This is a genomic window from Streptomyces sp. NBC_00028, from assembly GCF_045041065.1.
Classification (GTDB): Bacteria; Actinomycetota; Actinomycetes; order Streptomycetales; family Streptomycetaceae; genus Streptomyces.
Genome location: NZ_CP108293.1, coordinates 7664603 through 7677844, shown reverse-complemented (window position 1 = coordinate 7677844; position 13242 = coordinate 7664603). Strand labels below are relative to the sequence as shown.

The 13242-nt window shown below is 72.0% G+C and carries 16 protein-coding genes; 5 read left to right on the top strand and 11 right to left on the bottom strand.

From position 1 onward, the window contains the following. Positions 1–2 precede the first annotated feature (2 nt). Positions 3–758: an SDR family oxidoreductase gene (locus tag OG885_RS34605; RefSeq protein ID WP_405738242.1), complete on the top strand. Its 756-nt coding sequence runs from the start codon at positions 3–5 to the stop codon at positions 756–758. A 7-nt stretch (positions 759–765) separates the two neighbouring features. On the opposite strand, the gene amaP is transcribed toward OG885_RS34605, so the two are convergent. The 5 genes from amaP to OG885_RS34580 are packed head-to-tail and all read right to left on the bottom strand — an operon-like array spanning position 766 to position 3070. Beyond that, positions 766–1344 (bottom strand): alkaline shock response membrane anchor protein AmaP, encoded by a 579-nt coding sequence (gene amaP / locus OG885_RS34600; RefSeq protein ID WP_405738239.1) that lies wholly within the window; start codon positions 1342–1344, stop codon positions 766–768. 5 nt (positions 1345–1349) lie between these two features. Further along, positions 1350–1997: a DUF6286 domain-containing protein gene (locus tag OG885_RS34595; protein WP_405738236.1), complete on the bottom strand. Its 648-nt coding sequence runs from the start codon at positions 1995–1997 to the stop codon at positions 1350–1352. Next, positions 1994–2377: a hypothetical protein gene (locus tag OG885_RS34590; RefSeq protein ID WP_405738233.1), complete on the bottom strand. Its 384-nt coding sequence runs from the start codon at positions 2375–2377 to the stop codon at positions 1994–1996. The genes OG885_RS34595 and OG885_RS34590 overlap by 4 nt, the downstream gene beginning before the upstream one ends. 5 nt (positions 2378–2382) lie before the next feature. Further along, on the bottom strand, positions 2383–2574 hold the full coding sequence (locus tag OG885_RS34585) for a hypothetical protein (RefSeq protein WP_405738230.1): 192 nt from the start codon (positions 2572–2574) through the stop codon (positions 2383–2385). Between the two features lie 31 nt (positions 2575–2605). Next, positions 2606–3070, bottom strand: coding sequence for an Asp23/Gls24 family envelope stress response protein (locus tag OG885_RS34580; RefSeq protein WP_405738227.1), 465 nt, complete (start codon positions 3068–3070; stop codon positions 2606–2608). 87 nt (positions 3071–3157) lie between these two features. Here OG885_RS34580 and OG885_RS34575 point away from each other — a divergent pair, with 87 nt between their 5' ends. Continuing rightward, on the top strand, positions 3158–3859 hold the full coding sequence (locus OG885_RS34575) for a nucleopolyhedrovirus P10 family protein (protein WP_405738224.1): 702 nt from the start codon (positions 3158–3160) through the stop codon (positions 3857–3859). A 199-nt stretch (positions 3860–4058) separates the two neighbouring features. Here the strand turns inward: OG885_RS34575 and OG885_RS34570 are convergent, their stop codons facing one another. The 3 genes from OG885_RS34570 to OG885_RS34560 form a co-directional block, all read right to left on the bottom strand. Next, on the bottom strand, positions 4059–4853 hold the full coding sequence (locus OG885_RS34570; RefSeq protein WP_405738221.1) for an enoyl-CoA hydratase/isomerase family protein: 795 nt from the start codon (positions 4851–4853) through the stop codon (positions 4059–4061). Between the two features lie 128 nt (positions 4854–4981). After that, complete coding sequence (locus OG885_RS34565; protein WP_004002281.1) at positions 4982–5203, bottom strand: helix-turn-helix domain-containing protein; 222 nt, start codon at positions 5201–5203, stop codon at positions 4982–4984. 335 nt (positions 5204–5538) lie between these two features. Beyond that, positions 5539–7137, bottom strand: a complete 1599-nt coding sequence (locus OG885_RS34560) for an ABC-F family ATP-binding cassette domain-containing protein (RefSeq protein WP_405738218.1) — start codon at positions 7135–7137, stop codon at positions 5539–5541. A gap of 189 nt (positions 7138–7326) precedes the next feature. On the opposite strand from OG885_RS34560, the gene OG885_RS34555 reads away from it, so the two are divergent. After that, a complete protein-coding gene (locus OG885_RS34555; RefSeq protein ID WP_405738215.1) occupies positions 7327–8220 on the top strand; it encodes a neutral zinc metallopeptidase in 894 nt (297 codons plus the stop codon). A 117-nt stretch (positions 8221–8337) separates the two neighbouring features. Further along, on the top strand, positions 8338–8751 hold the full coding sequence (locus OG885_RS34550) for a VOC family protein (RefSeq protein ID WP_405738212.1): 414 nt from the start codon (positions 8338–8340) through the stop codon (positions 8749–8751). A gap of 13 nt (positions 8752–8764) precedes the next feature. On the opposite strand, the gene OG885_RS34545 is transcribed toward OG885_RS34550, so the two are convergent. The 3 genes from OG885_RS34545 to OG885_RS34535 form a co-directional block, all read right to left on the bottom strand. Further along, positions 8765–10177, bottom strand: a complete 1413-nt coding sequence (locus tag OG885_RS34545; protein WP_405738209.1) for a hypothetical protein — start codon at positions 10175–10177, stop codon at positions 8765–8767. Between the two features lie 158 nt (positions 10178–10335). Then, the gene (locus OG885_RS34540; RefSeq protein ID WP_405738206.1) at positions 10336–11463 is read right to left on the bottom strand and encodes an alpha/beta hydrolase; all 1128 of its coding nucleotides are present in this window, start codon (positions 11461–11463) and stop codon (positions 10336–10338) included. A 94-nt stretch (positions 11464–11557) separates the two neighbouring features. Then, the gene (locus tag OG885_RS34535; RefSeq protein ID WP_405738203.1) at positions 11558–12289 is read right to left on the bottom strand and encodes a class II aldolase/adducin family protein; all 732 of its coding nucleotides are present in this window, start codon (positions 12287–12289) and stop codon (positions 11558–11560) included. Between the two features lie 199 nt (positions 12290–12488). Here OG885_RS34535 and OG885_RS34530 point away from each other — a divergent pair, with 199 nt between their 5' ends. Continuing rightward, the gene (locus OG885_RS34530) at positions 12489–13238 is read left to right on the top strand and encodes a lysozyme (RefSeq protein ID WP_405738200.1); all 750 of its coding nucleotides are present in this window, start codon (positions 12489–12491) and stop codon (positions 13236–13238) included. Positions 13239–13242: the final 4 nt, after the last annotated feature.

The following is a 13242-nucleotide window of genomic DNA, read 5'->3' as shown; positions in this document are numbered from 1 at the left end:
TCATGGATCTTGGACTGAAGGACCGGGTGTACGTCGTCACCGGGGCCACGCGCGGCCTCGGCAACGCGTCCGCGCGCGAGCTGGTCGCCGACGGGGCGAAGGTGGTACTGACCGGGCGGGACGAGAAGCGGGTCGCCGACGCGGCGGCCGAGCTGGGGCCGAACGCCGTCGGGGTGGCCGTCGACAACGCCGACCCGGAGGCCGCGGACCGGCTGATCGCCGCCGCGCGGGAGCACTTCGGCGGCTTCGACGGCATCCTGATCAGCGTGGGCGGCCCCGCGCCGGGGTTCGTCGCGGACAACACGGACGAGCAGTGGACCAGCGCGTTCGAATCGGTGTTCCTCGGAGCGGTACGGCTCGCGCGGGCGGCGGCGGCCGAGCTGGAGGCCGGGGGTGTGATCGGGTTCGTGCTGTCGGGCTCGGTGCACGAACCGATCCCGGGGCTGACCATCTCCAACGGGCTGCGGCCGGGGCTCGCCGGGTTCGCGAAGTCGCTGGCGGACGAGCTGGGACCGCGCGGGATCCGTGTCGTGGGCCTGCTGCCGTCGCGTATCGACACGGATCGCGTGCGCGAGCTCGACGGGTTGTCCGCCGACCCGGAGGCCACGCGGGCCGCCAATGAGGCTCGGATTCCGTTGCGGCGGTACGGGACGCCGGAGGAGTTCGGACGTACGGCGGCGTTCCTGTTGTCGCCCGCCGCTTCCTACTTGACCGGGATCATGGTTCCTGTCGATGGGGGTATGCGGCACGGGTTCTGACAGAGCCTCAACTGACCCTTTCCGCCTTGTGCTTGACCGCCCTCATGCGGACCTCCGTCGGCAGGGACTCGAGCCCTGCCGAGTTGCGGGCGTGGGTGAGGGCTTCCGACGTGAGGTGGCTCAACGCGGCCCCGGGGTCCACGTGCGGTTCCAGCTGGAGCCGTACGCGGGTCTCCGGGGCGTTGCGCTTGCCCGTCAGTCGGACGTGGGCGTGGGAGACGCCCTCCAACTCCGTCGCCTCGGTGGCCAGTACGCCTTCCAGCGCCCGGCCGCGCAGCAGGGCGCCCTCGCCGTCTCCGGTGTCCACCAGGACCTCGGTGAGGCGGTGGCGACGCAGGTTCGCGACCAGCCACCAGAGGGTGAGCAGGACGAGGACGGCCAGTACGGCGAGGACGGTCGGCCACCACCAGCCGTGGTCCTCCCAGCGGGTGCGCTCGGCGTCGTCGAGGAGGACGTCGTGCCGGCTGTCGTGGATCCACCAGGAGGGCGGGTTCGCGCCCAGCCCCACGGCCAGCACCGACCCGCCCACGACGACGAGCACCAGCCCGATCACGCCCAGCAGCACCCGGTTGACGACCTTGAGCACGGCCCTCACCCCTTCTTCCCGGGCCGCCGCACATGCACCGACAGCGCGGGCGGCCGGGCCAGGCCCAGCCCCCCGATCGCGTCGCCGAGCACGGCGTCCAGATCGGCGCGTACGTCGTCCAGTTCACGGAAGTGCGAGACCGCGCTGACGTCGGCCTTGGCGCGGGACAGCCGGACCCGGACCGACTGCACCCCGGCGACCTCGACGGCGCGGTCGCGCAGGACCAGGGCGGCGGCCTCCCGGTGCAGCCCCGCCCGTACGTCGGCGTGGACCCGCCGCATGGGCAGGATGCCGCGCAGACCGGGGGTGGCGGCGAGGACGATCAGCCAGAGGCCGAGGGCCGCCGCGACGCCGGCGCCGACCAGGACCCAGGTGTCGTCCACGGGCCGCTCGGCGAGCTGCGCCGCCAGTTCGCGGCGCCAGCGCATGGCCGGCTGCTCGGCGCGGACGGCCGCGATGTCGTAGAGGAAGAGTCCGGCGACGGCGAGGAGCAGCACCGCGACGACGCCCGCGGGGATGCGCCGGGGCGACCAGAAGCGGCGGGTGCCGCCCTCGCCTTCGAGGACCGGTGGTGGTGCGTGGTCCGGTTCGGTCGGCTTCTCCAGAACCGGCAGTCGCTGGGTCGTGCCCTCGGAGCCCTGGAGCTCGCTCATCGCGTCCTCCCCTGTGCCGCGCCGTGCGCCGGGGTCAGATGCAGTCGCTCGACCTGGACCGCGACCTCCGACACCTCCATTCCCACCAACGCGCGTACCCGCTCGACCACATGCCGACGCACGCGCGCGCAACGGGCGCCGATGTCGGTGGGGTAGCCGAGTTCGAGATGGACCCGGACGCGGGCGACGTCGTGGTGGACCACGACGGTGGCGTGCGGGGGTCCGGCCTCGTCCGGGATCTCCCCGATGACCTCACGGGCCGCCTGCGAGGCGATCTTCGCCACGACCCGGTCGGCGATCCGGGTCGCGCCGCGCTCGCCGGGCGCCACGACGGTCAGGGGTCCGCGGAGCTCACCGGCCTCGGTGGCCTCGGCGGTCACCTACGTCACCGCCGGTCGCGGCGGTCGTTGCGGGTGCGGAAGAAGTCGCCGATCTCCAGGTCCCCCTCCGTGAAGCGGCCGACGACGAACCCGATCGCGCCCAGGGCCGCCACCAGCAGAAAGGCCCCGAATCCGCCGAAGTACCCGGCGAAGCCCAGCGCCATGCCGGCGATCATGCCGACCACGGCCATGCTCATGCCGTACTCCCTTCAGCCGCCCGGAAAGCCTTCACTGGATCCGGGGCTCCGGCTCCTCGTCCTCTTCATCCGGCAGTTTCACGTCGCTCACCGCGATGTTGACCTCGACGACCTCCAGGCCGGTCATGCGCTCCACCGCCGCGATGACGTTCTCCCGCACGGCGTGCGCCACATCGGAGATCGACACGCCGTAGTCGACGACGATCTCCAGGTCGAGCGCGGTCTGCACCTCGCCGACCTCGGCCTTGACGCCTCGGGTCACGGACTTCGAGCCGCCGGGCACCCGGTCGCGGACGGCGCCGAAGGTGCGGGAGAGCCCGCTGCCCATGGCGTGCACACCGAGGACGTCCCGGGCGGCCAGCCCGGCGATCTTCTCCACGACTCCGTCGGCGATGGTGGTCCGTCCCCGGGTCGCCGGGTCGCCGCCGCCACGCTTGACGGTCTTGCGCGACTGCGGGGCGGTCTCCACGTCGGGAGTCTGCGTCTGCTCAGTCATCGCCGTACATCCCTTTCGGTAGTCCTCCTTGAACCACCGTAAGTGGGGTTGCGTCCGCGCGCCCCGGAGATGCGGCAGGCTGGAGCAATGACCGACCGCTGGACACAGTCCGTACGTCATCACCTGGCCCTCGGCAGACTGCTGCCGCTGGGAGGCGCGCGCGACGGCGCGTGGATCGCGGAGGAAGCGGCCGAGGCGGTACTGCGGCGTGCGGTACGGGAGCTGCGCGGCGTACGGCTGGAGGCGCTGCGGATCGCGCTCGCCGAGCCGGAGTCGGGGCAGGAGCCCGTCGTACCGCCGCCGCCGAGCGGTCTGCCGCCGGGGCCCCTACGGATCTCGGCGCGGTTCGCGGCGACCGCGCGGGAGCCGCTGCCGATGACGGCGGCCCGGCTGCGGTCCGGCCTCGCGACCGCGGCCACGGAGCTGCTGGGCCTGACGGTGGCCGAGGTCGATCTGAAGGTGACGGCGCTGCTGGACGAGGAGCCGGAGGCCGCCGCGGTACGACAGCCGGAGCCGCTGTTGGCCGCACCGGCCGACGATCCCGCGGCGGTCGCCGCCCTCGCGGTGCCCGGTGTGGTGGGGCTGACCGCCGTGCTGGGGCGGGCGGTGCAGGACGAGGAGCGGCAGGGCGAGGACGACTCGGCCCTGCCGCGGCGCCATGTCCGGGTGGAGGTGGCGGTCGACGCGGACCACCGGGCACTGGAGGTGGCCCTGGCGGTCCGTGAGCGGGTGGGGAGGACGCTCCCCGGTCATCCGACGGTGGCGGTGCTGGTCACGTGGGTCGGATGACGAGGGTGGTGCTGGTGCCGGTCACCTCGGTCGAATGAAGCCGACGGTGCTGGTTACCTCGGTCGAGTGAAGCCGTCGGCGCTGGTTACCTCGGTCGAGTGATATCGGCGCCGCTGGTCACCTCGGGCATCCGGCGGTGGCGGTGCTGTTCACCCGATCGGGTGACGGTGGGGGTCCTGTTCACCCGGCCGGGTGACAGTTACTCGCCGATGCCGGCCAGGTCGCGCAGTCGGCGTGCCTGGGCGGCGCGCTCGGCGGCGCGCTGGTCGTCGTAGGTGCGGTCCTGGGCGCCGCGGAGCAGCGCCTTGGTCTCGATGACGGCGTCGCGCGGCGCGGCCAGCAGGGCGCCGGCGAGGTCGCGTACGGCGTCGTCGAGCTGGTCGCGGGGGACGGCGATGTTGGCGAGGCCGGTGTTCACCGCCTCCTCGGCCAGCACGAAGCGCCCGGTGGCGCAGATCTCCAGCGCCCGGGCATAGCCGACCAGCGAGACGAGCGGATGCGTGCCCGTGAGGTCGGGGACGAGACCGAGACCGGTCTCGCGCATGGCGAACTGCACGTCGTCGGCGACGACGCGAAGGTCGCAGGCGAGGGCGAGCTGGAAGCCCGCCCCGATGGCATGCCCCTGGACGGCGGCGATGGACACGACGTCGCTCCGCCGCCACCAGGTGAAGCCCTCCTGGAACTCCGCGATGGCAGCGTCGAGTTCGCCGTCACCACTGCGGGCGAGGTCGATGAACGACGGCTCGCCCTCGATCCCCTCAGGCGTGAACATCTGCCGGTCGAGCCCCGCGGAGAAGGACTTGCCCTCACCGCGCAGCACGACGACCCGGACGGAGCCCGGAACCAGCCGACCCGCCTCGGCGAGCGTCCGCCACAGAGCGGGGCTCTGCGCGTTGAGCTTGGCGGGGTTGGTCAGCGTCACCGTGGCGAGGGTGTCCTCGACGGTGAGCCGTACGCCGTCCTTGTCGAGCAGGGGAACGAGTTCCTGGCCCATGGGGCGCCTCCGATGAGTGCGGTCATCCGCCGCGCCACACGGCACGACTAAGTGACTGCACAGTAACCACCCGGCCGATCAGGGAACCGACCGGGTGGCCACCATCGAAGCCGAGGGGCCGCCCGGAATCAGGACGACGCGGCCTTCTTGCCCCGGGTCGCGCCGCCACGCCCACGGAGCGTGACGCCGGACTCGCTGAGCATCCGGTGTACGAAGCCATACGAGCGGCCGGTCTCCTCGGCCAGCGCCCGGATGCTCGCACCGGAGTCGTACTTCTTCTTCAGGTCTGCCGCGAGCTTGTCGCGCGCGGCGCCGGTTACCCGGCTGCCCTTCTTCAGAGTCTCGGCCACCCGTGCCTCCTCATGGGAAGTGCGCTCTGGTCCCCTCATGATCACCCCTCCAGAGCTTCCTGGCCACCCATTCGGCAAGGTCCGTAAGACAAGGTTGTGACGACAGGAGCGCGTCCCCACATACGGAATACGGGATTCCACAGCGGCACGTTCGTACCGCCGAACGGGTTCATTTGTGAATTGGCAGGTCAGAGACGTACGACGGCCGACCCCTTGTCGACAAAGGGATCGGCCGCGAAGTGGATGTAGGACACACCTCGGTACGAGGAGATCTCACACAGATGATGGATCACCGGTAAGCCGAATGATCCATACGCCGTGGATCAAGCATTCGATCAAGCGAGGGCGACCAGATCGGCGTAGTCGGCGCCCCACAGGTCCTCGACTCCGTCCGGCAGCAGAATGATCCGCTCCGGCTGGAGCGCCTCGACCGCGCCCTCGTCGTGGGTGACCAGGACGACGGCGCCCTTGTAGGTGCGCAGCGCGCCGAGGATCTCCTCGCGGCTGGCCGGGTCGAGGTTGTTGGTGGGCTCGTCGAGCAGCAGGACGTTGGCGGAGGAGACGACGAGGGTGGCGAGGGCCAGACGGGTCTTCTCGCCGCCGGAGAGGACACCGGCGGGCTTGTCGACGTCGTCGCCGGAGAACAGGAAGGAGCCCAGCACCTTGCGGACCTCGACCAGGTCCAGGTCGGGGGCGGAGGAGCGCATGTTCTCCAGGACCGAGCGCTCGGGGTCGAGCGTCTCGTGCTCCTGGGCGTAGTAGCCGATCTTGAGGCCGTGGCCGGGCACGACGGCTCCGGTGTCCGGCTGCTCGGCACCGGCGAGGAGCCGCAGCAGGGTCGTCTTGCCGGCGCCGTTGAGACCGAGGATGACGACCCTCGACCCCTTGTCGATGGCCAGGTCGACGTCGGTGAAGATCTCCAGCGAGCCGTACGACTTCGACAGCCCCTCGGCCGTCAACGGGGTCTTGCCGCAGGGCGCGGGCTCCGGGAAGCGGAGCTTGGCGACCTTGTCGGAGACCCGCACCGCGTCCAGCCCGGCGAGCAGCCGGTCGGCGCGCTTGGCCATGTTCTGCGCGGCGACCGTCTTGGTGGCCTTGGCGCGCATCTTGTCGGCCTGCGAGTGCAGGGCCGCGGCCTTCTTCTCGGCGTTCTGCCGCTCGCGCTTGCGGCGCTTCTCGTCCGCCTCGCGCTGCTGCTGGTAGAGCTTCCAGCCCATGTTGTAGACGTCGATCTGGGCGCGGTTGGCGTCCAGGTAGAAGACCTTGTTCACGACCGTCTCGACCAGGTCGACGTCGTGGGAGATCACGATGAAGCCGCCGCGGTAGGTCTTGAGGTAGTCGCGCAGCCAGACGATCGAGTCGGCGTCGAGGTGGTTCGTGGGCTCGTCGAGGAGCAGGGTGTCCGCGTCCGAGAACAGGATCCGGGCCAGCTCGATACGGCGGCGCTGACCACCGGAGAGGGTGTGCAGCGGCTGGCCGAGCACCCGGTCGGGCAGGTTCAGCGCGGCGGCGATGGTGGCGGCCTCGGCCTCGGCCGCGTACCCGCCCTTGGTGAGGAACTCGGTCTCCTGGCGCTCGTACTGCCTGAGGGCCTTCTCGCGGGTGGCGCCGCTGCCGTTGGCGATCCGCTGTTCGTTCTCGCGCATCTTGCGGATCAGTACGTCGAGGCCGCGCGCGGAGAGGATCCGGTCGCGGGCGAGCACGTCGAGGTCGCCGGTGCGGGGGTCCTGCGGGAGATAGCCGACCTCACCGGAGCGGGTGATCTGGCCGCCGGCGGGGGTGCCCTCACCGGCCAGGCACTTGGTGAGGGTGGTCTTCCCGGCGCCGTTGCGGCCGACCAGGCCGATGCGGTCGCCCTTGGCGACACGGAAGGTGGCGGACTCGATGAGGACTCGGGCGCCGGCGCGCAGCTCGATACCGGTGGCGGAGATCACGGACAGACTCCAGGGCGTGTGTTTGACGGTTGTGGGCGGCTGAGGACGTTCCCGCCGTCTAATGCGCGAGGAGAATGGCCATGGGCCAAGTCTAACGGGGGCGTGCAAGCACTTTTTCTGGGTGCGGGTGTTCGAGAGCCGAGGCCTGCTCCGGGTGCGGGTGCCGGAACCGTGGATCACGATGACGGCATGCAGTTCGACGACGACGCCAAGTTGGACACCTCCGAGGTCCAGGACGTGCGCGGCAGCCGCGTCCCCGGGGGCAGGGCGACCGTCGGCGGCGGCATCGCCGGACTGATCGCCCTGTTGCTGGGGCTCTTTTTCGGCGTCGGCCCCGACCATCTGGGCCTCTCCGACAGCGGCGCCGACCAGCCCGCGGCGACGGCGTCCGGCCTCGCGCAGGTGCAGCAGAGCTGCCGTACCGGGCAGGACGCCAACACCCGGGACGACTGCCGCATGGTGGCGGTGGTCAACAGCGTGCAGGACTACTGGGACCAGGAGTTCGCGCGGCGCAGCGGCTCCTACACCCGCTCCCCCACCGTCTTCTTCAGTCAGCGGGTCGGCACCGCGTGCGGGTCGGCGACCTCCGCGGTCGGGCCGTTCTACTGCCCCGGCGACCGCAAGGTCTATCTGGACCTCGGCTTCTTCGACGAGCTGCGGTCGAAGTTCGGCGCGAGCGGCGGCGCCTTCGCGCAGGCCTACGTCGTCGCGCACGAGTACGGGCACCATGTGCAGGACCTGATGGGCACGCTGAGCCGGTCCCAGGACGGACGCACGGGCGCCGACAGCAACGCGGTCAGGGTCGAGCTCCAGGCGGACTGCTACGCCGGGGTGTGGGCGCACCACGCGACCACGACGAACGACGAGTCGACCGGGCGCCCCCTCATCACGAGCCTCACCACGGCCGACATCACCGACGGTCTGGACGCGGCGGCGGCCGTCGGCGACGACCGGATCCAGGAGCGGTTCCAGGGACGGGTGACGCCCGAGTCGTGGACGCACGGGTCGGCGCAGCAGCGCCAGCAGTGGTTCCGGACGGGGTACGAGAGCGGCGACATGGCGAGGTGCAACACCTTCAGCTGACCGGTGTGCCGGGGTTTTCGCTGGTCAGGGGTGATTGTCAGTGGTCGCTGGAAGACTGGGCCGCACGTCGAGATCATCGATTTCCGGGTGGTTCCGGATCACGAGGGAGTGATCGGCATGGCAGGCACGAGCGGTGGGCGGCCCAGCATCTACCCGACGCTGCTGTACACGGACGCCAAGGCGGCGATCCGGCAGCTGACGGAGGCGTTCGGTTTCAGCGAGCTGTCGGTGTACGAGGGTGAGGACGGCTCGGTGCTGCATGCCGAGCTGGTGCAGGGCAACGGCGCGGTGATGGTCGGCTCCAAGGGCCGCGGCGGCGTCTTCGACGCGGCGATGAAGGACGCGGGCACCACCGGGGTGTACGTCGCCGTGGACGACGTGGACGCACACCACCGGCACGCCGTGGAGCAGGGCGCGGAGATCCTGATGCCCCCGACGGACCAGGACTACGGAGCGCGGGACTACATGGCCCGGGACGTCGAGGGCAACGTCTGGAGCTTCGGGACGTACACGCCGGAGATGGGCGGCTAGCCGCCCTCCCCTCCTAGCTGCGGCCCGTGTGCACCTGGAAGGCCGCCCTGCGGACCGCCTTGGCCAGGGCGGGGTCGGGATGCGCGGCGGCGAGGGCGACCAGGACCTGCACGGTGCGGGGGTGGCCGACGGCACGCACCTCGTCGAGGAGCATGGGGACCGTCGGCTGCACCGCGGACTCCAGGTGCCGCACCAGCAGCGGGGCCTCGCCGTGGTCGGCGACGGCGGCCGCGGTGTCGACCCACAGCCAGGTGGCCTCCTCCCGGGTGAGGACCTCGTGGGCGTCCTCCGGGTCGTGGCCGTCGTGCTCGGCGAGCCAGAGCAGTGCGTACGGCCGCAGCGTCGGCTCGTCGGCGACGGCGCGGACGTCGGGCTCGGCAGGGGCGCCGACGACCCGGAGCGCCTCGAAGGCGAGGCCGCGCAGCAGGGCGTCCTCGCCGCGGGCGGCGTCGATGAGTTCGGTGACGGCGCTGCCGACGGGGCGGGCGGCGAGCCAGGCCCGGTACTCGGCGCGGGCGGCGTTGGGGCGCAGCTGGGAGCAGCCGCGGAGCATCTCCTCGGCGACGACCTCGATGTTGCCGGCGGGGCTCTGCGCGGCGACGCAGATCTGCTCCAGCTTGACCCACACCGCCCAGCTGCCGAGCGGGGTCAGCGTGGCCTGGCCGTCGCCGTAGGTGAGGGCGCCGACGGAGGCGAGCGCGTACAGGGCCCAGTCGAGGAGGGGTTCGAGGGGGGCGTCCTCGGTCCGCGCCTGTGCCTGGGCCTGGCCGGCCGGGTCGGGCTGGGGACCGTAGGGGATCTCGCAGCGTTCGGTGCGCAGTTCGGTGACGCGCTGCTCCAGGAGGTCCAGGAGCTGTTCCACGGGCACGGGGCCGGCGGAGAGCTGGAGGAAGGAGAGCACCTGGGGCATGGCCGAGACGACCTCGGCGACGGCGGCGGGTTCGTGGTCCGCCGGTTCGGGGTGGGCCAGCGACCAGGCGTCGAAGAGGGCGACCCAGCCGCGGAGCACGGCGCTGTCGTCGCGGTCCCAGGCGCGCAGCCGCCAGCCGGGGCGGGCGCTGTCGCCGTGCACCTCGACGAGGCCGGCGAGGCGGGCGGTGTCCCAGTCGGCGCGGACCTGAGCGGCGGTCAGGCCGAGGTGGGCGGCGGCCCGTTCGGCGCTGGCGTCGGAGAGGGTGGCCTTGCCGTCGTGCTGCCCGCCGTCACTGCCGGGGCCGAGGGCGGCGTCGGCCCAGTGGGCGACGCGGGCCGCGCCGGCGAGGCCGGAGCGAGCCATTCTGGCCAACTCGGCCTGTGCCGGGGTGCCCTCCGGGGGGCGGGGTGCGGGGCGGCGCGAGCGCCGCTGGTTCATCGCTCGGGGGGCGGCGGCCAGGGGTCGCGTGCGGACGAGTCGAAGCCTGGAGTCGCGCGGGATACGGGACGTCACGGGTGCAGTCTTCCGGTTGACGGTCCGAAAACCCAAACGGAATGTAACGGCGGGCTACGGGGATGGCCAACGCACGGGTCGCGGCAGGGGGTCGGGCGCCTGGATCAGGCCAGTGGTACGGCCTTAAACGGAACCCTCGCCGCCGTCGGCCGGCGCCGTTACATCAGGGGGGTCAGAAAGCGGCGGAGCGCCTCTTCGTAGCCCTCGGGGTCGGCGTTCCACATGGCTCCGTGGGGAGCGTGCGGGACGGTGTGGAGGGCGACGAGGTGGGGGCGGGCGGCGGCGAGGCGGCGGGAGAGGGTCCAGGGCGCGACGGTGTCGTCGGGGCCGTGCAGGATCAGGGTGGGCACCTTGAGCAGCTCGGGGTCGACGGCTTCGGCGAGGTTGTCGCCGTGCAGACCGGTGCGGCCCTGTGCGGCGCGGACGGCGAGGGGCAGCAGGGCGCCGGGGGTGCGGCGGGCCGAGGCGAGGGCGCGCAGGGTGGTCTCCCAGCTGAGCACCGGGGAGTCCAGGATCAGACCCTTGATCCGCTCGCGGACCCCGGAGTGGGCGGCGGCGCGCAGGGCCATGGTGGCGCCGGTGGACCAGCCGTGCAGGACGACGTTGCGGGCGCCGTGGCGTACGGCGTGGCGGATCGCGGCGTCCAGGTCGCGCCACTCGGTCTCGCCGAGGTGGTTGAGGCCGTCGGGCTGCCGGGGCGCGCCGAGGTCGCCGCGGTAGCCGAGGGCGAGCACGGGGAAGCGCCGGCCGGCGAGGAACTCCATGACGTTCATGGAGAGTTCGCGGGTGGCGCCGAGACCGTGGACGGTGATGACCCAGGTGTCCCGGACGCCGGGCACGAACCACGCGGGCAGGGTGCCGAGTTCGCCGGGGATCTGGACGTCGGTGTGGTCGAGGCCGAGGGCGGAGCGGGGGTCGCCGACGTGGAGGTTGGGGGTGAGCCAGACCTTGTCGCCGGGTTCCAGGGTGCCGTGTGTGACGCGTTCGAGGCGGCGTACGACGGTGTCGGCGGAGTGGGACGCGGTGCCGAGGACGGGGCCGACGACCGCGTGGCTGCCGTCGCCGGCGAGGCCGTAGGTGCCGGGCCGCAGGGCGGCCAGGTCCCGGGTCAGGGCGATCTGTCCGGCCGCCGTGGCATGCACGGTGAGCCGGGGTTCGCCGGCCAGCGGCCGGCCCGGGGGTGCCTTCAGAGCGGCGTCGCTGGCGAGCCGCCCGGCGGCGACGCTCGCGGCTCCGGCGGCCAGGGCCACGGTGACGGCGGCGGCCGTCGCTTTGACAGTACGCACCCGTCCAGTGTCCGGGTGGACAGGGGTGGAGGCCAGTGGAAGGGCGAATGAGGGTGACGCGGGGCGTCCGGAGAGGAGGAGGGCGGCACCAATGTCACCCCCGCTGCCCGTACCCCCGCAGCTTCTCCCCCGCCTCGGCCACCTGTTCCTTCGACAGGAGGGCCGGGGTGAGGCCCGGGACCGAGGATGCCGTCAGCCACAGGCGGCACATCCACTCCAGTTGGGCGGTCCGGTCGTAGGCCTGGTCGAGGGTGTCGCCGTAGGTGATCGTGCCGTGGTTGCGGAGGAGGCAGGCGGTGCGGTCGGCGAGGGCGCGGAGCATGTTCTCGGCCAACTCCTCGGTGCCGTAGGTCGCATACGGGGCAACCCGGACGGCGCCGCCGAGGGCGCCGGACATGTAGTGGACCGCGGGAAGCTCCGGTACGAGCATCGAGACGGCTGTCGCGTGGACGGCGTGGGTGTGGACGACGGCGCGGGCGTCGGTCGAGCGGTAGACGGCGAGATGCATGGGCAGTTCGCTGGTCGGGACCAGGCTGCCGAGGACCTGCCGGCCGTCGAGGTCGACGCCGGTGATGTCGTCCGGGGTCAGCCGGTCGTACGGCACTCCCGACGGCGTGACCAGCACCGTGTCGCCGACGCGGACGGAGACGTTGCCCGAGGTGCCGACGACGAGCCCGTCGGCGACGGTGCGACGGGCGGCGTCGACGAGACGCTCCCAGGCGAGGACCTCCTCCTCGCGCACATCACGCCCCCGCGGTGTGCCCGCCGTCCGCGCGTCCTCCCGGACGTCCCGCCCGTCCCGCTGCTCCTGCCGCTGCTCAGCCATGCCGCGATCCTGCCAGTCGTGGCTTCGGCGCACCGCCTGGCCGGGGCACTTTAAGGGCGGAGGCACGGCGTCCGGAAGTGCGCATATACGGATACATCACCCTCTTGCCCAGCTTGGCCAGACATCACCGAACGTTGCGGGATCTTCCAGTAGCCTCACTGCCTGATTTGTCGTGCACGTCGCCATTCCGGGGGGAAATATGGCTCGTGATCGCAAACCGTCCCGTCACCGCGCCCGCCTGCTGGCGGCCTCCGTGGCCGCGCTCGCCCTGTCGGGGACCGCGCTGGCCGAGTTCCCGGCTGCGGCGGCGGGCAAGCCCAAGGGGCACGACGTCTCGTCCCATCAGAAGAACGTCGACTGGCCGGGCGCGAAGAACGACGGCGCCCGGTTCGTCTACGTCAAGGCGACCGAGGGCGGGACGTACCGCAACCCGTACTTCGGCCAGCAGTACACCGGCTCGCGCGAGGCGGGCCTGATCCGCGGGGCCTACCATTTCGCGCTGCCGGACCAGTCGTCGGGCAAGGCGCAGGCGCGGTACTTCGTGAACAACGGCGGAGGCTGGAGCGCGGACGGCTGGACGCTGCCGCCGGCGCTCGACATCGAATACAACCCGTACGACGGCAAGCACCGGTGCTACGGCCTGAAGAAGGCCGCGATGGTCAGCTGGATCAAGTCCTTCAGCAACGAGGTCAAGCGGCTCACCGGGCGGCGTCCGGTGATCTACACGACCGCCCACTGGTGGAACGTGTGCACCGGGGGCAGCGGCGCCTTCGCCCGGAACCACGCGCTGTGGGTGGCCCGCTACGACGCGGCGGACGCCGGTTCGCTGCCCAACGGATGGTCCTACTGGACGATCTGGCAGTACGACAACAGCGGCGCTCTGCCGGGTGATCAGAATCTCTTCAACGGCTCGGCGGCCCAGCTGAGGAAGTTCGCCCGGGGCTCGTGACCGT